Source organism: Streptomyces sp. NPDC006012 (genome assembly GCF_042871185.1).
GTDB lineage: Bacteria > Actinomycetota > Actinomycetes > Streptomycetales > Streptomycetaceae > Streptomyces.
The window spans coordinates 294,572-313,304 of the sequence record NZ_JBIAIE010000004.1; the positions used below are offsets into that span (position 1 = coordinate 294,572).

At 71.9% G+C, this 18,733-nt stretch carries 16 protein-coding genes; 4 read left to right on the plus strand and 12 right to left on the minus strand.

Annotation, left to right across the window (positions count from 1 at the left end; all coding sequences use genetic code 11):
- Positions 1-35: 35 nt before the first annotated feature.
- From moeZ to ACFYPJ_RS10810, 11 genes are all read right to left on the minus strand, one after another.
- Positions 36-1,214: an adenylyltransferase/sulfurtransferase MoeZ gene (moeZ, locus tag ACFYPJ_RS10760; RefSeq protein ID WP_389013633.1), complete on the minus strand. Its 1,179-nt coding sequence runs from the start codon at positions 1,212-1,214 to the stop codon at positions 36-38.
- A gap of 197 nt (positions 1,215-1,411) precedes the next feature.
- Positions 1,412-2,371 (minus strand): NAD-dependent epimerase/dehydratase family protein, encoded by a 960-nt coding sequence (locus tag ACFYPJ_RS10765; RefSeq protein WP_389013636.1) that lies wholly within the window; start codon positions 2,369-2,371, stop codon positions 1,412-1,414.
- 157 nt (positions 2,372-2,528) lie between these two features.
- A complete protein-coding gene (locus ACFYPJ_RS10770) occupies positions 2,529-3,758 on the minus strand; it encodes a hypothetical protein (RefSeq protein WP_389013639.1) in 1,230 nt (409 codons plus the stop codon).
- A 371-nt stretch (positions 3,759-4,129) separates the two neighbouring features.
- Positions 4,130-5,872 carry a DUF3492 domain-containing protein gene (locus ACFYPJ_RS10775; protein WP_389013642.1) on the minus strand — a complete coding sequence of 581 codons (1,743 nt, stop codon included), beginning with the start codon at positions 5,870-5,872 and terminating at the stop codon, positions 4,130-4,132.
- 189 nt (positions 5,873-6,061) lie between these two features.
- Positions 6,062-7,972, minus strand: a complete 1,911-nt coding sequence (locus ACFYPJ_RS10780) for a dipeptide ABC transporter ATP-binding protein (RefSeq protein ID WP_389013644.1) — start codon at positions 7,970-7,972, stop codon at positions 6,062-6,064.
- Positions 7,969-8,967 carry an ABC transporter permease gene (locus ACFYPJ_RS10785; protein ID WP_389013647.1) on the minus strand — a complete coding sequence of 333 codons (999 nt, stop codon included), beginning with the start codon at positions 8,965-8,967 and terminating at the stop codon, positions 7,969-7,971. Before ACFYPJ_RS10785 ends, ACFYPJ_RS10780 begins: the two co-directional genes overlap by 4 nt.
- Positions 8,964-10,175: an ABC transporter permease gene (locus ACFYPJ_RS10790; RefSeq protein ID WP_389013650.1), complete on the minus strand. Its 1,212-nt coding sequence runs from the start codon at positions 10,173-10,175 to the stop codon at positions 8,964-8,966. Before ACFYPJ_RS10790 ends, ACFYPJ_RS10785 begins: the two co-directional genes overlap by 4 nt.
- 38 nt (positions 10,176-10,213) lie before the next feature.
- Positions 10,214-11,932: an ABC transporter substrate-binding protein gene (locus tag ACFYPJ_RS10795; RefSeq protein WP_389013653.1), complete on the minus strand. Its 1,719-nt coding sequence runs from the start codon at positions 11,930-11,932 to the stop codon at positions 10,214-10,216.
- A gap of 220 nt (positions 11,933-12,152) precedes the next feature.
- A complete protein-coding gene (locus ACFYPJ_RS10800; protein ID WP_389013655.1) occupies positions 12,153-12,248 on the minus strand; it encodes an Ms4533A family Cys-rich leader peptide in 96 nt (31 codons plus the stop codon).
- A gap of 56 nt (positions 12,249-12,304) precedes the next feature.
- A complete protein-coding gene (locus ACFYPJ_RS10805) occupies positions 12,305-13,954 on the minus strand; it encodes a DUF3152 domain-containing protein (RefSeq protein WP_389013659.1) in 1,650 nt (549 codons plus the stop codon).
- An 8-nt stretch (positions 13,955-13,962) separates the two neighbouring features.
- A complete protein-coding gene (locus tag ACFYPJ_RS10810; protein WP_389013662.1) occupies positions 13,963-15,129 on the minus strand; it encodes an alpha/beta fold hydrolase in 1,167 nt (388 codons plus the stop codon).
- A gap of 209 nt (positions 15,130-15,338) precedes the next feature.
- On the opposite strand from ACFYPJ_RS10810, the gene ACFYPJ_RS10815 reads away from it, so the two are divergent.
- The 4 genes from ACFYPJ_RS10815 to ACFYPJ_RS10830 all read left to right on the plus strand — a co-directional run bounded on the left by ACFYPJ_RS10815 (position 15,339) and on the right by ACFYPJ_RS10830 (position 17,312).
- Positions 15,339-15,566, plus strand: coding sequence for a hypothetical protein (locus ACFYPJ_RS10815; protein WP_389013665.1), 228 nt, complete (start codon positions 15,339-15,341; stop codon positions 15,564-15,566).
- Positions 15,567-15,782: 216 nt separating this feature from the next.
- Positions 15,783-16,427, plus strand: coding sequence for a TetR/AcrR family transcriptional regulator (locus ACFYPJ_RS10820; protein WP_389013668.1), 645 nt, complete (start codon positions 15,783-15,785; stop codon positions 16,425-16,427).
- A gap of 163 nt (positions 16,428-16,590) precedes the next feature.
- Positions 16,591-16,818 (plus strand): DUF3107 domain-containing protein, encoded by a 228-nt coding sequence (locus ACFYPJ_RS10825; RefSeq protein WP_389013671.1) that lies wholly within the window; start codon positions 16,591-16,593, stop codon positions 16,816-16,818.
- A 224-nt stretch (positions 16,819-17,042) separates the two neighbouring features.
- A complete protein-coding gene (locus ACFYPJ_RS10830) occupies positions 17,043-17,312 on the plus strand; it encodes a hypothetical protein (protein WP_389013674.1) in 270 nt (89 codons plus the stop codon).
- A 190-nt stretch (positions 17,313-17,502) separates the two neighbouring features.
- On the opposite strand, the gene ACFYPJ_RS10835 is transcribed toward ACFYPJ_RS10830, so the two are convergent.
- Positions 17,503-18,258 (minus strand): ferritin-like fold-containing protein, encoded by a 756-nt coding sequence (locus tag ACFYPJ_RS10835; RefSeq protein WP_389013677.1) that lies wholly within the window; start codon positions 18,256-18,258, stop codon positions 17,503-17,505.
- Between the last annotated feature and the right edge of the window lie 475 nt (positions 18,259-18,733).

Below are 18,733 nucleotides of genomic sequence, written 5' to 3' on the forward strand. Positions count from 1 at the left end.
TGCCGAGCCCCTTCGGGACCGGGGTAGGCGTCGGCCTAGTAGACCGGCTTGTCCGGCTCGATCTGGTTGACCCAGCCGATCACGCCGCCGCCGACATGCACGGCGTCGGCGAAACCGGCGGACTTCAGTACCGCGAGCACCTCGGCGCTGCGCACACCCGTCTTGCAGTGCAGGACGATCTTCTTGTTCTGCGGAAGGCTCTCCAGGGCGGTGCCCATGAGGAACTCGTTCTTCGGGATCAGCTTGGCACCCGGGATGGAGACGATCTCGTACTCGTTCGGCTCACGGACGTCGATGATCTCGATGTTCTCGCCGTCGTCGATCCACTCCTTGAGCTGCTTGGGAGTGATCGTCGAGTCGGCGGCCGCCGCCTGGGCCTCCTCGGAGACGACGCCGCAGAAGGCCTCGTAGTCGATGAGTTCGGTGACGGTGGGGTTCTCACCGCAGACCGCGCAGTTCGGATCCTTGCGGACCTTCACCTGGCGGTACTGCATCTCCAGGGCGTCATAGATCATCAGACGGCCGACCAGCGGCTCGCCCGTGCCGGTGAGGACCTTGATCGCCTCGGTGACCTGGATGGAGCCGATCGACGCGCACAGCACGCCGAGGACGCCGCCCTCGGCGCAGGACGGAACCATGCCGGGCGGCGGGGGCTCCGGGTAGAGACAGCGGTAGCAGGGACCGTGCTCGGACCAGAACACCGATGCCTGGCCGTCGAAGCGGTAGATCGAACCCCACACGTACGGCTTGTCGAGCAGCACGCACGCGTCGTTGACCAGGTAGCGGGTCGCGAAGTTGTCCGTGCCGTCGACGATCAGGTCGTACTGGCTGAAGATGTCCATCACGTTGTCGGCCTCAAGCCGCTCCTCGTGAAGGATCACGTTCACGTACGGGTTGATGCCCTTGACGCTGTCGCGCGCGGATTCGGCCTTGGAGCGGCCGATGTCGGCCTGGCTGTGGATGATCTGGCGCTGCAGGTTCGACTCGTCGACCTCGTCGAACTCCACGATGCCGAGCGTGCCGACGCCCGCCGCGGCCAGGTACATCAGCGCCGGCGAGCCCAGGCCACCGGCGCCCACGCAGAGCACCTTCGCGTTCTTCAGCCGCTTCTGCCCGTCCATCCCGACATCAGGGATGATCAGGTGGCGGGAGTACCTGCGGACCTCGTCTACGGTGAGCTCAGAGGCTGGCTCAACCAGGGGTGGCAGCGACACGGGGACTCCGTTGATCGGTCAATCACTACAGTGCTTCCGTCAACAACACTGCCACGGCTTTTTTCATTCCGAGACACCCGTTCCGGTGCGCGAGACGTTGCCGTCCCATTGGCCGGGCATGTACACGCGGGTGCGCGCACGGCCCGGGAGCACCACGCCGTCGCGAGGCGTTCTCCCGGTGTCCGGTGGGACGCGGGTCAGATTCGGCATGCGGCCTCCATCCAGATGTCGGCGAGGGATTCTTCGAGGTTGATGCGGGGCCGCCAGCCGAGCCGGTCGCGCGCCGTGCGCACGTCGGCCTGCTGCCAGTTGCCGCAGCCGTCCGGATACGGGTACGCCATGGGCGCCGCGTGGTCGGGATCGGTGCGGGGGTGTCCGATGGCCGCGCGCAGGGGGCCGGGAGGTCCGTCGAGTTCGTGCAGGGCACCGCCGTATCCGGCGACGCGGGCAAGGACCGCGGCGGCGTCCCGGAGCCGGACGGCACGGCCGGAGCCGATGTTGATGACACCCTGTGCGGCGGAGAGCGACGCAGCATGCACGGCGCGGGCCACGTCGCGTACATCGACGAAGTCGCGCTGGTTGCCCAGCCCGCCGAGCTTCAGTTCGCCGTCGCCCGCCTGCATGGCGCGGCGCATGGCTTCGGCGAGCCGGCCGAGCGGCGAACCCGCCGGGGTGCCGGGTCCGGCGGGCGAGAACACGCGGAGCACGACGGCGTCCAGGCCCGATCCGAGGACCAGTTCGGTGGCGGCGAGCTTGCTCACGCCGTACGGGCCTCCGGGGCGGGGCACGGCGTCCTCGGCCGTGGAGGAGCCGGGCTGGCTGGGTCCGTACTCCGAACTGCAGCCGATCTGTACCAGGCGGGCGCCGCAGCCGCTGCGGCGCAGTGCCTCACAGACCGTGGCGACGGCCACGGTGTTGTGCCGGGTCAGTTCGCGGGCACCGCCGCGGGTGGCGCCCGCGCAGTTGACGACGACTCCGGGGTGGACCGCGTCCAGGAAGCGGGTGAGCGCGCCGGGGCTGCCGGTCGCGAGGTCGAAGCGGACGTCGGCGTCGTCGCCCCGGCCGAGCGCGGTGAGCTGGACGGCTGGGTCGGCGAGCAGGCGGTCGGCGACGAAGCGGCCGAGGTAGCCGTTGGCTCCGATCAGCAGGACCCTCATCGTTCGGCTCCCGGGGTGGGCGCTCCGGCTGCTCCGGTGGCTCCGGATGCTCCGGGTCGGGAGGTGGTCATCTGGTCTTCTCCTTCACGGGGGTGATGCGGTCCGAAGAGGTGATGCGGTCGCCTCCGGCGGTGGGGCCGGACGCCTGCGAGTGGATTCACGTCTGTTCCCCGGCCGGGGCGTGGGCCGAGGCCCGGGTCAGGGTGCGGCTCGCGTGAAGCAGCAGCGACACGGCGGCTGCCGCGCAGGCGAGCGTGGGAACACTGCCCGGGCCCCAGGCGTCCACCAGGTCTTCGACGGGAATGGCCAGGAAGGCGCACCCGGGAAGACGGCCGGTGAGGACCAGGGCCGGTGCCAGTGCCTCGGTCGCCGCCGCAGCCGCCAGCGCAAGGGTCGCGGGATGCGGAAGGTGGTGGACGGTGAGGAGGCGGGACAGCAGGAGGAGGGAGCCGAGGGCGAGTGTTCCGGGGTAGGCGGCGGGCTCGTGCAGCACTGCGCCGGACAGGGCGGTCAGCGCGGTGAGCACGCACAGGAACAGGGCGAACGTGCCGAACAGCAACGGCCGTACGGTGGCGGCGAACTCCTCCAGGCCGCGGCTGTCGGCGAGTCTGCGACGTGTGTGCGTGGTGAAGAGGTGGACGCTCCAGGCGGCCGGGGCGCAGGCCAGGGTGAGGGCCAGGACGGGCGCGGCGGTCAGGGGCCAGGGGCCGTCCGCGGTGCCGTCCGGCAGTCCGTCGGGGCCGCCGGAGAGGGCGGCGCCGAGCAGTCCGTCGCCGAAGAGGGAGTAACCGAACAGCCACCAGACCGATGTGCGGGTGGGGCCTGACGGACGCCAGACGTGCAGGCCTGGGGGTGTGCCCAGCGGGCCGCGGCGGAGTACCGCCCGGATGCCGAACGCCACGGCGAGGACGCCGACGGCGGCCACCGGGATGCGCGCGTGGCCGTGGGTGAGGTGGAGACCCGCAAGGGTGAGCCCGCACAGGGTGCCGGGCAGGAGGGCGCGCAGGGCCCAGCCGGCGCGCACCCGGCCGGCGTGGGCAGCCCGGCCGGCCGGGGCGGGCCGGGCGGGTGGCGGGGGCGAGTCGCTGTCGCGGGGGACGCGTACGTACATCTCCTCGGCGAGCGAGAAGACGTCGCGGTGGCGGCAGTGGGCGGCGGTGCGGTCGGTGACGCCGTGTGCCTCCAGGCCGGCGGCGATCTCCAGCGCGTCCACGGCCCGTTCGCACAGGTCGCGGTGCCGGTGCATCAGCGCCTTCACGGGGTCCGCGACGCCGCGCCGGGCGGCCGACCGGCGTTTCACGGCCGTAGGCGCCCGGTCCGCGTCGTTGTCGCCGCCCCCGCCGGACGGCCGTTCGCCGGTCGTGGCACCGAAGGCCGCTTCGGACACCCCTGAGACCTCCGACGCTTTCGACGCCTCCGATGCCTCCGATGCCTCCGGCACCCCGGACGCCCCAGGCCCTTCTTTGGATGCCTTGGTCGCGGCTCCGGATACCGCTCCGGATACTGCCCCGGAATCCGAACCAGGCGTCAAGCCGGATTCCAGACCTGCCGCCGAACCTGGGGCGGAGCCTGACCCGCTCTTGGCTTCCGGTTCCGTCACGGTTACCGGCTCGCTCATAGCTAGCGGTCCGCTCATGGCATCCGGCTCGCTCATGGCATCCGGTTCCTCCCGGTTCCTGAGCAGCCAGCCCTGCGAGTCGGCGTTCCAGGCGCCGGGGCTGGCGGGGGTTCCGGGACGGTCCAGTTCGCCGAGGCCGGTCATCGGGCGCCCTCCGTGACGGCCAGCGGGACGACGGGTACTGGAGCGGCGGGTGCTGAGGCGACGGGCGCCGGGGCAGCCGGTACCCGTGCAGTCGTCCCGGTGGCCCAGCCGGGCGTGCCGTGGGCGAGGACCCGGCTCGCCTGGCCGGTCCAGTGGCCGGGGATGTGCGCCTCGGCCGGGGCAGCGAACGGCAGGGGTTCGCCGGCGTCGTCAAGCAGCACGCGCCGCACCGGGGAACGCGAGACGATCTCCAGGTAAATGCCGTGAAATGCCGCGACGTTCTGCTCGACGGTGAACAGTTCGAGCGCGCGGGCGCGGGCCGCCGCGCCCAGGCGTGCACGGCGCTCGGGATCGTGCAGCAGCGCCACGCACGCCGCGGCGAAAGCCCGCGGATTGCGCGGGGGTACGACGAGGCCCGTACCGCCGATGACCTCGACCACCGCACCGACGTCCGTGGACACCGTCGCCCGCCCGCAGAACATGGCCTCGACCAGGCCGACGGGGAAGCCCTCGACGACGCTGGACAGGACGACCACGGAGCCGGAGGCGTACGCGTCGGCGAGGGTCGGGGCCTCCGGGCCGCCGATGGCGTCGAAGGAGACGGGGTTGTCCCCGACCGCGTGCGCGCCGTCCGCCTCGTCCGGGAAGAGTTGCGCCGCGAGGGACCGGCAATGGCCCAGGTGGGCCCGGCCCTCCGGATCACCGGCAGTGCCCACGGCCGTGCTTACGATCCGCAGTCGGGCCGTGGGCCGCGCCCTGCGCACCTCCGCGAAGGCGTGCAGCAGCGAGACCAGATCCTTGCCGGGCTCCACCCGGCCGACCCACACCAGGGTGTCCGGGTCGGCGCGTTCCTGGTCCTCGCCGACCTCGGCGAAACGGGCGGCGTCCATGCCCGGGTAGACCGTGCGGATCTTGGCGGGGTCCGCGCCGCAGCGCTCCTGCCAGCGGCGGGCGTGCGTGTTGCCGGGTGTGAGGAGCGTGGCCCGTGCGTAGGTCTCGGCGGCGAGCCGACGCTGGAAGGCGGCCAGCAGCGCCCGTACGGCGGGGGCCTCGGTGCCGGTGCCTGCGGTCAGGTAGTGCGAGCGCAGCCGCACGCCGTACTCGGTCACCAGGAGCGGCACGCCGAAGAAATGGTGGGCGAGCAGGCCGGGCAGGGCGGCGGGGCCGCCGGAGGTCGCGTGGCACAGGTCGACGGAGCCGAGACCGTCGTCCTCGTACCAGTCGAGGGAGAGGGGGCGCAGGGCGCGTTCGAGGTGTGCCGCGACGGTGAGGAGGTCGGGGACGCCTGCCCCGCGCGCCGTGTGCGACGCACCGGGCGCGCGGCAGACTCGCTCCAGCGCGCGCACGGCGGCCTCGGAGCGGAGTGCGCCGACGAGTCCGCCCTCGTCGCGGGCCAGCTCCGCGAGCCCGTACAGGCCGCTGGCGAAACGGTCCGCCTGATCGTCCGAGCCCAGGCAGACGGCGATCGCCAGATCCTCGTAGCACGTGGCGAAGCGCCGGCGCGCGCGCCGTCCGTGGCGGGACCCGTCGTGCTCGGCCGTCCACAACGGTGCCGTGCGTACGCGGCTGACCTGCGGCGGGAGCGGGAGCCAGCCGTCGTCCTCCTGCTGCCTGCTGCGGCTGAGCGCGTAGAGGTCGAACTCGTGCTGCCCGAGCCCGTGCACGAGCCGGTCGCACCAGCGTCCCGCGTCACCGCCGACATACGGATAGCCACCCTCCGTAAGCAGTCCGATGCGCATGTGTGCACCCCCGATCTCCCGTTTGGGGAGCCACCGTTGCCCGGTGGCTCGCAGCGGGACGAACGTATGCGGACAAGGCAGTGGCGCGACGGACGGTTGTCCGTCGCGCCACCAAAAGGGGTGAACGGTCGTAACTTTCGCGTGCGCGCGGCGTTCCGTCGCGCTAAGGGATCGTGCGGATACGAACCGTCATGTCGCGACCGGTTCACGCCGGGCCGCCCGGCGCCGGGCGGCGGCCTCGGGGTCGAGGGCGGGCACCGCGGCCAGGAGTTGCTTGGTGTACGGGTCCTGCGGGAAGTCGTACACCTCGTCGGCGGGCCCGGACTCGACGACGCGGCCCCCGCGCATCACCGCGACCCGGTGGCTGACCCGGCGGACGACGGCGAGGTCGTGCGCGACGAAGACCAGCGCGATCCCGAATTCCCGCTGCAACTCGCCGAGCAGGGCGACCACCTGGGCCTGGGTGGTGACGTCCAGCGCGGAGACCGGCTCGTCGCAGACGATGACGCGGGGGTCGGCGGCGAGCGCTCGGGCGATGCCCACGCGCTGGCGCTGGCCGCCGCTGAACTCGTGCGGATAGCGGTCGTAGTGCGCCGCTTCGAGCCCCACGCGTTCCAGCAGGTCGCGCACCCGTCCCCGGATGCGCGCCTCGTCCTTCCGGGCCTCTCGGCCTCGTGCGCGCAGCGGGTCGGCTATGGACTCTCCCACGGTGCGGCGGGGGTTGAGGGAGGAGACGGGGTCCTGGAAGACCATCTGCACGGCCGGGTTCACCCCGGTGTGCGGCCGTCCCGCGTAGTGGATCTCGCCCGCCGTCGGCTCCAGCAGGCCGACCAGCATGCGGCCCAGGGTCGTCTTGCCGCTGCCGCTCTCCCCCACGACGCCGAGGGTCTCGCCCCGGCGGACCGTGAGGGAGACGCCGTCCACGGCGCTGACGGCCCGCTTGCCCCGGCCGAAGACCTGCCGGAGTCCGACCGCCTCCAGGACCACCTCGCCGGCGGCACGGGACACGTCCTCCTCGCCGACGGCCGGAGACACGTCCTCCTCGCGGATGGCCCGGGATACGTCATCCTCCCCGGCGGCCCGGGACACGGCGTCCTCGGCGGTACCAGGGACGACCTCGCGCGCGCCGACGCCCGAAGAGTCCGCACCCGCACCCCTAGCCGTGGCCGCACCCGCAGCCGCGCCCTTGGCCGACGCCTCCGGATCAGTAGCCGTAGCCGTGCGCGTACTCGTCCCCGTACCCGCACTCGTCCCCGTGGCTGTCCCCGTACCAGTGCCCAGGGCCGTCACCCGTGTCTCAGGCGTGCCCGGGGCCTGGCCTCGCGCCGCGTGCACGCGCGGGACCGCGGCGAGCAGTTCACGGGTGTACTCCTGTGCGGGCGCCGCGAGGACCGTGCCGACCGGGCCGTGCTCGACTGCCTCGCCGTGCCGCATGACCAGTACCTCGTCGGCGCTCTCGGCGGCGACGCCCACGTCGTGGGTGACGAGCAGCAGGCCCATCCCGGTCTCTTCGCGCAGCGTGTGCAGCAGGTCGAGGATCTGCGCCTGGACGGTCACGTCCAGCGCGGTGGTCGGCTCGTCCGCGATCAGCAACTCCGGTGCGCAGGCCAGCGCCATGGCGATGAGCGCGCGTTGGCGCATGCCGCCGCTGAACTCGTGCGGGCGCGAGCGGGCCCTGCGCCGGGCGTCGGGGATCCCCACCCGGTCGAGCACTTCGACGGCACGCGCGCGTGCCGCTCGCCGCGACGCGCGCGCGTGCGCGCGATGCACCTCGGCGATCTGGTCGCCGATCGCGTAGTACGGGTCGAGAGAGGAGAGCGGGTCCTGGAACACCATGGCGGCCGTCCCGCCGCGCAGCCGCCGCAGTTCCTCGTCGGAGGCCCGCTGCACATCGGTCCCGGCGACCAGGACGGAGCCGCCGACCCGGGCCCCGGTGTCCCGGTGCAGGCCCAGCAGGGCGCCCGCGACCGTGGACTTGCCGGAGCCGGACTCGCCGACCAGGGCCAGCGCGGCCCCGCGCGCCAGCCGGAAGGACAGCCCGGCGACCGCCCGTACGGATCCGAACTCGACTGTGAGGTCGGTGACTTCCACCAGGCTCATGCGAGCACCACCCGTCGGTCGGCCAGCGCGTACAGCACGTCCGCGACGGCGTTGGCGATGACTACGAAGAAGCCGATGACCAGGACCATGCCGACGATCACCGGCAGGTCGACGACGTTGACCGCGTGCACCAGTTCCTGGCCGATGCCGGGCAGGCCGAAGAGGGTCTCGGTGAGCACGGCACCGCCGATCGCGCCGCCGACGTTGTTGGCGTTCAGCGCGATGACGGGGGCGAGGGCGCCGCGCAGCGCGTGCCGTCCGACGACGGACCGCTCGCCGATGCCGTAGGCACGGAAGGTGCGGATGTGGTCCTCCGCCAGCGTCTCCAGCATCGCGGCCCGGGTGAGCCGGGCGAACGCCGCCGCCTCGATCAGGGCCAGCGACAGCCACGGCAGCAGCAGGTTCCACGCCCACTGTTCGGGGTCGTCGGCGAAGTTCACGTACTGCGGGAAGGGCAGCAGGTGCAGCTCGCCGCAGACGACGATCATCAGCACGAGACCGATGACGAACACCGGGGTCGCCGTGCCCGCGAGGGTGACGGCGGTCAGCAGGCGCTCGGAGATGCGCCCGCGCCGCCAGGCGGACAGCACGCCGGTGCCGACTCCGAGCAGGAGCCACAGCACCATCGCGCCGAGCACCAGCGACAGGCTGACGGGCAGCTTGGCCAGGATGATGTCCAGGACCTGCCGGCCCGTCTGGTACGACAGCCCCAGGCAGGGGGCCGAGCAGTGCTCGACGGACACCCCGGTCGAGTAGTCCTGGCCGACGAAGAGGCCCTGCAGGAAGTGGCCGTAGCGGACGTACAGCGGATCGTCGAGCCGCAGTTGCTGGGCGACCTGGTGCACCTGTTCCGGTGAGCAGCGCGGGCCGCAGGTGATCTGGGCGACGTTGCCCGGGGTGGCGTAGAAGACGACGTAGACGATCACCGAGATGGCGAGCAGGGTGACGACCGTGCCGACGGCGCGGCGCAGGACGAAACCGCCGAAGCCGCTCATGCGGTTTCCTCCTTCACGTTCGCGCCGGACCCGCGCGCGTCCCCACGGGACTCGCTCACGTCCTTGCCGAGCCCAGGGGCGTCCCCGCTGGACCCGCTCGCGTCCCTGCGCAACCCCGTCACATCCCGCCCGGCCCCGCTCGCGGCGTCGCGAAGCGCACCCACGTCGTCGCGAAGCGCACCCGCATCCCCGTGAAGCCCGCTCGCGTTCTTGCGCGAGCCGCGTCCGCGGCCCGTGCCGACGCGCAGGCGGGAGGCGGCGCGCGGGTCGAGGGCGGTGCGCACGCCGTCGCCGAGGACCGTCAGCGCGAGGACGGTCAGGAACAGGGCGCCGGCCGGGAGCAGCAGGTACTGGGGCGCGGCCTCGTACCAGACGTCGGCCGAGGTGAGCATCTGTCCCCAGGACGGCGTCGGTGGCTTCACACCGACGCCGAGGAAGGACAGGGCCGCCTCGACGGTGATGTTGGCGGGCACGAGCAGTGCCGCGTACGTGATGACGGGCGCGGCGAGGCCGGGCAGCAGTTCGCGGCGGGCGACGTGCCAGGCGCCCCAGCCGCTGAGCCGCGCCGCGGCGACGTGGTCGAGCCCCTTGAGCGTGAGTGTCTGGGCGCGCACGATCTTGGCGATGTTGCCCCAGCCGATCAGGCCGATGACCAGGGTGACCAGGACGGTCCGCGGGAAGGTCGACGGCACGATCGCGAGCAGCGCCAGTGCCATGATCATCAGCGGCATGGCCACGATGATGTCGGTGGCCCGGCTCAACAGTTGATCAACCCATCGGTTGCCGAGCGCGGACGCGACGCCCACGGCGACGCCGAGCAGGATCTGCAGCAGGGTCGCGGTCAGCGCGACGCCCAGGGAGACGCGCGCCCCGTGGACCAGGCGCGCGAACAGGTCGCGTCCGGTCTGCGGTTCGACCCCCAGCCAGTGGTCGCCGCTGATCCCGCCGAACGGGCCGACGGGCACGCCACCGCGCGCGGAGTCGACCAGGGACGGATGGTAGGTGGTGGGGTCCTGGCCCTCGATGACGGTGAGCAGCGGCGCACCGAGCGCGACCAGGACGAGCAGCGCGACGAGGACCGCCGCGACGAGGGCGGCGCGCTGCGTTCGCAGGCGCCGCCAGAACAGGCGGGCCCCGGATACCTCCGGGACGGTGGTGTCCGTCCCGGAGGTCCGGGAGGACCCGGCGGCCGGTACGGCCGTGCTCATGGCTGTGCTTCGTTCATGACTATGTCGGCCCGCCCGCCCTACTTGACCGCGACCTGGGAGATGTCGAGGACACCGGTCCAGTCACTGATCACGATGTTCTTGACGTCCTTGCCGTACAGACGCTTGTAGACGGGGTGGAACAGCGGTACGACCAGGGCCTGTTCGGCGATCTTCTGGTCCAGTGCACCCCACCGCTGGGCCGCCGCATCAAGATCGGTCAACTTGTTGATCGCGTCAATCTCGTCATTGACGGACTTGTCGTCGAGCAGGCCGGTGTTGAAATTCGCGCCGTCCTTGACGATCTGACGACCGTCGAAGATCGGGGCGAGGAAGGGGCCGCCGGACGGCCAGTCGGCACCCCAGTGGGCCAGGAAGAAGCCCGGCTCCGTCTTGCCGCCCTGGACCTTGTCCGCATAGTCGTTGTCCTCCAGGCCCTGGAGCTTGACGGTGATGCCGGCCTTCTTGAGCGCGTCCTGCACGGCGGTCGCGATCTCCGGGCTGGTCTCGAAGTTCTTGCTGTTGGAGTGGGTCAGGGTGATGGCGAGCCCGTTCGGGTGACCCGCCTCCTTCAGCAGTTCCCTGGCCTTGGCCGGGTCACCGGCCGGGCCCGCCGGGAACAGGTCGTAGGGCGTGTAGCCGAAGGACTTCTGGTTCGGCAGGAAGGTGGTCGCGGGCTCGGCGAGGGCCGATCCGCCGGCCGCGTTGATCACCGACGAGCGGTCGATGGCGTACGAGATCGCCTGCCGCACCTTCGGGTCGTCGAACGGCTTGACCGTCGGGTTGAAGGCGAGGTAGTTCGTGTAACCGAAGTGGCCGGTGCCGACCCGCGCGGCCAGTTCCTTGTCACCGGTGACCTTGGCGAGTTCGGCGGGTCCGAGGTTGGTGTCCGTGGTGACGGCGGCCGCGTCCGTGGCCTGGGACGCCGACAGCCGCTGGTTGATCACCGAGGAGTCGAGCCCGGACTGTACGTCGATGGTGTCCGGGTAGGCCTTGCGCTCGTCGTCGGTGGCGGCCGACCAGTGGGGGTTGCGCTCCAGGGTCAGGTGCTCGCCGTCGTTCTCGTTCTTGACGACCTTGTAGGGGCCGGACGAGAGCGGGTGCTCCTCGTACTTGGCACCCGTGTCCTTGCTCTTGGGGACCGGCGCGAACTGCGTCTGGGTGGCCAGGTAGGGGAACTCGCCCTCGGGCTTGTTCAGATGGAAGACGATCGTCCGGTCGTCCGGTGTCCCGATCGACGACAGCCCCTTCTTGTCCTTGTACGGCCCCTGGTAGCCGGCCGCGCCGACCAGCCAGTCCCGCAGGTACGGGGCGCCGCCGGAGAGTTCGGGGGCGAAGGACCGCTCTATGCCGTACTTGATGTCGGCCGAGGTGATCGGGGTGCCGTCCTCGTACGTGAGGCCCTGCTTCAGGGTGTACGTCCACACGGTCGCGTCCTGGTTCGGGCGCCCGGTGTCGGTGGCGAGGTCGGGTACGACCTGGGAACCGTCGGCGCCGTTCGCACGGTTGCGGGTGGTGAGCGTGCGGAAGACCAGGGACGGGACGTTGCCGCCGCCGGAGGTGTAGAGCCGGGCGGGGTCGAAGTTCTGCTGCGGGGTGGAGTTCAGGACCGTGAGCGTGCCGCCCTTGTGGGGCGCGGAGCCGGCTTTCGGCCCTTTGGCATCGTTGTCCTCCGGCCCGCAGGCGGCGGCGCCCGCTGCCACGACCAGGCTGACGGCTGCCGCTGCCACACGGCGCGCGGTGAGGGACGGATGACGCATCGGAATGACGACCTCTCGGTTGGTGTCGAGGATTCCTCGAACGGCGGGACAGCTCGCGCCACGAGGGCGGGACTGCCCGAATAGCGAGACAAGGGGACAAGGGGTGAGACGCAGCAGAACAGACGTCCACCCGGCGCCGGGTCGTCGAAAAGCTCCGTGCTGTCGGCACGGGCCACAGGAGTGGTGAATCAGGTCGCGACGCGAACGCCAGGAGCGGGCGTCAGCGACAGTCGATGTCGGCTACGCAGAGCGCGGTCACGCCGATCAGCGCCAGCTCGATGGCGGCGCAGGTGACGACGGCATGACAGGACCACATGAGCAGAAATATGAACGAACATCTTGCTCATGTCAATGTGACGACAGGTGCGGGGGTCAACTCCCGGGATAGGGCCAGGGGTTGGCCAGGCAGTGGATCCCGTCATGGTCGAGGAACTTGGTCTGCTGCTGCATGACCGGGGCCAGTTCCCCGCTCTTCTCGCAGCTGACGTGGTTGTGGCCGAGCCGATGGCCCACTTCGTGGTTGATCAGCATCTGCCGGTAGGCGTAGATCTCGTTCCCGTAGGTCTTACTGCCCTGGGCCCATCGGTAGGCGTTGATCACCACGCGCTGGGTGGCGGCCGAGTCGCAGGAAACGTTGTCCACGGTGGTGTCCAGGCCGGACTTGGCGCACCACTCGGCGGTGGTGCCGGGGCTGGCCAGGGTGATGACGAAGTCGGGCTCGCCGGAGGAGATGCGCTCGAAGGTGCGCCCGCCGCCGTGCGCCCAGCTGCGGCGGTCGTTGAGCGTCTTCTGCACCGCCTGGGCGAAGAGTCCGCCGTCCAGGCCGAGCCCCTGCTCGACGTCCACGCGGTAGGTGTACTTCTGGCCCGTGCCCGGCGCCTTGGCGAAGCCGGGAACCGCGTCGAACTTGCCCGACCCCTTGAGCGTGGCACTGAGCGGGTACTTCGTGGCCATCTTCTGCGCGTACGTCGGCGCGACCACGCGGGGTGACGCGGACGGGGTGGTCCGGCCGTCGCGCGAGGCCGGCTCTCGGGCGTCACGCGCCTGGTCAGTGGCGGACTGGGGCTGGACCTGGGCGTCGTCCGGGTGGTCGGCGACCTGTCCCGCCACGATCACCGCGAGCACGGTGGTGACGGCAGCGGCCGCGATCCCGGTGAACGCGCGGCCCATGCCGCCCTTGCCGGGTGCGGGCGGACCGGTCGGGAGGTCGTCGTCGGTGCCGTCCGCGGGGCGCGCGCCGATCCCGTCCGCCGCGAGGGCGGTGCTGCCGTACGGTTCGGCCTGCCGCGCGCCGGCCTCGGCCTCGGTGTGCAGTGCGAACGCCTCGTCGCCGGCGCTGTCGAAGGCGTCGAGGTACTCCTGCCGTGGCCCGCCCGGCCTCCGGGACCGCTGCCGCGGCAGGGTGGCGCCGGGGCCCGCGGCGGCCGGCCCCGGGGCGCCCGAGGGCCCCGCACCGGGCTGTCCCGCGAACTCGCCCCAGCCGCCGCCCGCTTCACGCTGCTCGGGATGCCCACCACGAACGGGCGGGACGCCATGGGCGGGCGTTCCGTCCGACGGCCGGGGGACCCCACGGGCCGGAGTGCCACCCGGCACTCCCGGAAAGCCGTGTGCGGGCGTTCCGTCAGGCAGCCGCGGAGAACCGTGCGCGGGAGTGCCGTCCGGCGGGCGGGGAACCCCACCGGCCGGAGTGCCACCCGGCACTCGTGGGAAACCGTGTGCGGGCGTCCCGTCCGGCGTACGTTGAACCCCCCGCGCGGGGCTCTCGCCGTTCGGCCGGGGAAAGCCACGCCCGGGCGGGCCGTCGGCCGATGGCCGCCGTTGCCCGGGGAACGGTCCCTGTGCGGGGCCGGAGGGCGGCCCCGGCGCGGCGCCGCGCCGGGGCGCCTGCGCCGGTACGCGGTCCGCGTCCGGGGCCGCGCCGCCCGGGGCACCTGCCGGTGCCTGCGGGCCCGGTGCCGTGTCTCCTGCGGTTATGTCGTTGTCGCCCCTGGAGGCGGACCCGCGGCGGCTGTGACGTCCCACCTCGCCCCTCAGCTCCCCGCGTCCGTGTCGTCTTCGTGGTCCGTGTCGACCCCTCGGTCGTGCCTGTCGCCCCTGTCGTCCTCGACGGCGCGCGCGGTCTGCCCGGCTGCGCCGACGGGGACTGCGGCGTCGCCGGAGGCCGGGGCACCGGTTTTGCCGGGTCGCCGGGTCGGGGCCGCATGCACACCGGCTCGGTCGCCGTGCCCGTCCTCCCCGGTCAACTCCCGCACCTCCCGCAGAAGTTCCCGGAACGCCTCGGCCACCGCCTCAGGGTATTCCATCATCGCCACGTGCCCGGCCTCCGGCAGCGAGAGCAGCCGGGAGCCGCGGAAGGAGCGGGCCGCCTTCTGGGACATGCGGTAGCTGACGAGCTGGTCGCGTCCGCCGTAGACCAGCAGGGTCGGGGCGAGTACGCGCTCGGCCTGGCGCCACAGCCCGTGCTGGCCGCCCAGCGTGTACGCGTTCACCAGCCCGCGCGCCGAACGCGCCACCGCGTCCCAGAAGTACGGCATCTGCAGCCGCCGCTCCAGCTCCTCCACGGCGTACCGGAACGCCTCCGGGGTGACCCGCCCGGGATCGCCGTAGCAGAGCCCCATGACGCCACGGACCCGCTGTTCGGGCGACCACTCGCGGGTGATCCGGGTGAACAGCGGGGCCACCCCGGGCACGCCCAGCAGGGCCGTCGGCACGGCGGTGCGCTGCACCCGCAGCTCCGGAAGGGCGGGGGAGACCAGTGTGAGGGTGCGGACGAGATCCGGCCGGACCGCGGCGATCCGGGTGGCGACCGTGCCGCCCAGGGAGTTCCCGAAAAGGTGGACCGGGCCGCGCCCGGCCGCGTCGAGGTAGCGGATCACCACGCGCGCGTGCCCGGTGACGGAGTAGTCGCCGTCGTCCGGCGGCGGGGAGTCGCCGAAGCCCGGCAGGTCGACCGCCTCGCTGTCGACGGTGCCGTCCAGGGCGGCCATCAGTGCCGACCAGTTCTGCGAGGAGCCGCCGAGGCCGTGCACGTACAGGGCGGGCGGCGCGTCCTCGCGCGTGGGCGGCCGCGAGCGGATGGCGAGGGTCGCCCCCGGCAATTCGAACGACACGAGCCGCTCGCCGTCCTCGACTCTGGCGAGCGCCACCCTCGGAAGCACACTGGAGGCCGGTACGAACGGCGACTCGGTCGAAGACATGCGGCAATGTTACGAGACGATCACGTTGTGGCTCATGTGTTCGCCGTCACAGGCATGGGTAGGGCTCGGGCGTGTCGCCGGGCGCGAACCCCGCATCTCCCGGCGATCCATGGCATAGCGTCCGTATCGGGTGTCTCATACGCTCGTACCGAGGCACCCGAATATGGCCCCCGCTTCTTCCGGGGACGTTCGTTGGAAGGGAGCCCGTCATGGCCTACGACCCCACCGATCCCGACGTGATCGAGGATCTGGAGGCGGCCCGCGGCGTTCCGGAGATCGACGTCGAGGCTCCCGAGGGGGACGCGGCGGAGCAGCGTGCGGACGTCGCACCGGAACGCGACACTCCGCTGACCGACGCGGACCGGGACCGCGCGAACGAGGCCGACCTCATCGAACAGGCGCGTGTCGTCTCCTTGGACGAGGATGACTACCGCTGAGACCGGCACACGGACACAGAGACAGGCACAGAGACGGACATAGGGATGGACACGGGGTCGGACATACGGAGTGACCTGCCCCTTTTGCGGCGCCTTGATCGGCTTCCACCACCGTCCCGTCCGTGAAATTCTGCGCTCGCACCGCGCACACCACGGTTACCGAAAAGTACGATGGCCGCGCGGCGCACACCGCAGTGGGACGATTTGGGAGGCGGCGTGACAGCCATCGAGCAGACAGAGGCGGCACGCCCGCGGGGCACGCGCCTGCCGCGCCGTGCCCGACGCAATCAGCTCCTGGGCGCCGCTCAGGAGGTGTTCGTGGCGCAGGGCTACCACGCTGCGGCGATGGACGACATCGCCGAGCGGGCCGGCGTCAGCAAGCCGGTGCTCTACCAGCACTTCCCGGGCAAACTCGACCTCTACCTCGCCCTGCTGGACCAGCACTGCGAGTCCCTGATCGAGGCGGTGCGGGGTGCGCTCGGCTCGACGACCGACAACAAGCAGCGGGTCCGGGCGACGATGGACGCCTATTTCGCGTACGTCGAGGACGACGGCGGGGCCTTCCGGCTGGTCTTCGAGTCCGATCTGACGAACGAGCCCGCGGTGCGCGAACGCGTCGACAAGGTCACCAAGGACTGCGCCGAGGCGATCTGCGAGGTCATCGCCGAGGACACCGGCCTCTCGCGCGCGGAGTCGATGCTGCTGGCCTCCGGCCTGGGCGGGCTCGCCCAGGTGGTCGCCCGCTCCTGGCTGCACAGCGACCGGAGCGTGCCGCGCGACCAGGCGGTGCAGTTGCTGGCGTCGCTGGCCTGGCGGGGCATCGCCGGCTTCCCGCTGCACGGCAGCGAACAGCACCTCTGATCCGCCCGGTCCCGGGTGATCCGCACGGGCCCGCGCTTGTTCCCGTTCGCTGTTCGCTCCTGGCGTTCTCGCGTGCTGCGTGTACGTCCCCTCACCGGGCTAATGTGTGCTGGGTACGGCGCGCAGGGTCGCGCACTTCACTGACCGTCGGAGGGACATAGCCGTGGAGGTCAAGATCGGCGTGCAGCACGCGCCCCGCGAGATCGTTCTGGAGAGCGGTCTCAGCGCGGAGGAGATCGAGCGCGTGGTGGCCGATGCGCTGTCCGGCAAGTCGCAGCTGCTGAGCCTTGAGGACGAGCGCGGCCGGAAGATTCTGGTCCCCGCGGACCGCCTGGCCTATATCGAGCTGGGCGAGCCCGCTGCCCGCAAGGTGGGCTTCAGCGCGCTGTAGTCCGTACGCGGGACGCCGCCCGGCACCGGGCGCTCCCGCCGCAGGCCCGGACGAGGGACCCGGTGGCAGCTTGCCGCCGGGTCCCTCGCGCGCGTACGGCGTGCGCGGGTGCCTCACACCGAACGCACAAGGCCCGCACAGCGGAGGATTGCGTTCCGCAGGCCACGGGTAAGACGGGCTACGACCTCGTCGAAGCGCCGGCCGGCCTGTGGGAAGGACCCGTCATGATCCTGGAAGCTCTCGGCTCCGCCCTGGTCGGTCTGGCCCTGACCACCGCGGCGGTGCACCGGCTGTCCCACCGGCTGCCCGCCCGCCTCCTGGTCTTCTGCACGGGTGTCGCCGGAGCCCTGTTCGGCGACTTCGTCACGCACACGGCGCTGGGCCCCGGCCCGGTCCTGCTCAGCCTGCTCGGCGCGGCGGTCGTCTCCGCGGCCTCGCTGTCGCTGCTGCTCCGCCCGGCCGGAGGGCTGAGCCGACGCTCCGCCCCGGCCTGACCGCTCCCTGCCGACGGCGCCCCGCCCCCACGCCGACCGCACCCACGACGACCGCACCCACGACGACCGCACCCACGACGACCATGCCGACGGACGGAACCCGCGGGCAGACGCAGCCGTCGACCGGGCGCCCGGTCATGCAGCGCGGCCGGTCATGCAACTCCTCAGATGCACTGGTCAGGGGCACTGGTCAGGCGGCCAGCCCCAGAGCGGCCATGCGCTTGGTGTGCGCCTCGGTGATCCGGGAGAACATCCGGCCGACCTCCGCGAGGTCGAACCCGTCCGCGACCCCGCCGACGAGCATCGTGGACAGCGCGTCCCGGTCGGCCACGACCCGCTGGGACTGCGACAGCGCCTCGCCCATCAGCCGCCGTGCCCACAGCGCGAGCCGGCCGCCCACCCGCGGCTCCGCGTCGATCGCCGCGCGCACCTTCTCGACGGCGAAGCTGGCGTGCCCGGTGTCGTCGAGGACCGCCAGGACGAGCCCGCGTGTGTCGGCGTCCAGCCGGGCCGCGACCTCCCGGTAGAAGTCACTGGCGATCGAGTCGCCGACGTACGCCTTGACCAGGCCCTCCAGCCAGTCCGACGGCGCCGTCTGGCGGTGGAAGCCGTCGAGCGCCGCGACGAACGGCTCCATCGCGCCGGTCGGCTCCTCGCCGATCTCCCGGAGCCGGTTGCGCAACTGCTCGAAGTGCTGGAACTCGGCCGACGCCATCTTCGCCAACTCCGCCTTGTCGGCCAGCGTGGGCGCCAGCTTGGCGTCCTCCGCGAGGCGCTCGAACGCCGCCAGCTCGCCGTACGCGAGCGCGCCGAGCAGGTCCACGACCGCGGCGCGGTACTGCGGTTCGGCGGAGGCCGTGGCCCAGTCCTGGGCGGCGACTCCGGTGGCGGCCTCGGCCGGGGGGTCCTCGTGGTCAGCCTTGTCAGAGCTCGTCATGAAGCGCACAATAGCCCGCCCGCAGGATCGTGGAAGTACCTGCTCAATCACTGTGATGGCGACTACGTGACCAAATCGGCCATCGCATATGCACGATTCCGGGGTATGGTGGTAATGCGCCTGCTGGGCACTCCGTCGTAGCGCGACGCCGTTTCCGGTCAGGCCGCACGCATGAGGATGCCCGGTCGGTGGCCCGATCGGCTCCGACCCGACAGCTCTCCACGGCCGTACGGCACATTGCGTACGACGTTCGGAGGGACCCTCAGCGGCGAGAGCGCTAGAGCGTCGGCAGAGGTCCCGTGTCACACGGCTTGCCCCCGCGGTTCGCCCGGCAGGCGGCCGATGTCCCTGGCACGGTCCGACACGACCCCCGCGCTCGCCTCGCGCCGCGCACACAGAAGAGGCAGCACCCTGACTACGACGTTTCGAGAACTCGGGATCCTTCCCGAGACCGCCGAGGCCCTGGAAGCCGTCGGCATCATCA

Coding starts and splice junctions, on each gene's coding strand:
- ACFYPJ_RS10830 (WP_389013674.1), top strand. CDS start 17,043: ATGATCCTGGAAGCTCTCGGCTCCGCCCTGGTCGGTCTGGCCCTGACC.
- ACFYPJ_RS10765 (WP_389013636.1), bottom strand. CDS start 2,371: ATGAGGGTCCTGCTGATCGGAGCCAACGGCTACCTCGGCCGCTTCGTC.
- ACFYPJ_RS10810 (WP_389013662.1), bottom strand. CDS start 15,129: ATGTCTTCGACCGAGTCGCCGTTCGTACCGGCCTCCAGTGTGCTTCCG.
- ACFYPJ_RS10780 (WP_389013644.1), bottom strand. CDS start 7,972: ATGAGCCTGGTGGAAGTCACCGACCTCACAGTCGAGTTCGGATCCGTA.
- ACFYPJ_RS10800 (WP_389013655.1), bottom strand. CDS start 12,248: ATGTGGTCCTGTCATGCCGTCGTCACCTGCGCCGCCATCGAGCTGGCG.
- ACFYPJ_RS10785 (WP_389013647.1), bottom strand. CDS start 8,967: ATGAGCGGCTTCGGCGGTTTCGTCCTGCGCCGCGCCGTCGGCACGGTC.
- ACFYPJ_RS10775 (WP_389013642.1), bottom strand. CDS start 5,872: ATGCGCATCGGACTGCTTACGGAGGGTGGCTATCCGTATGTCGGCGGT.
- ACFYPJ_RS10815 (WP_389013665.1), top strand. CDS start 15,339: ATGGCCTACGACCCCACCGATCCCGACGTGATCGAGGATCTGGAGGCG.
- ACFYPJ_RS10790 (WP_389013650.1), bottom strand. CDS start 10,175: ATGAGCACGGCCGTACCGGCCGCCGGGTCCTCCCGGACCTCCGGGACG.
- ACFYPJ_RS10795 (WP_389013653.1), bottom strand. CDS start 11,932: ATGCGTCATCCGTCCCTCACCGCGCGCCGTGTGGCAGCGGCAGCCGTC.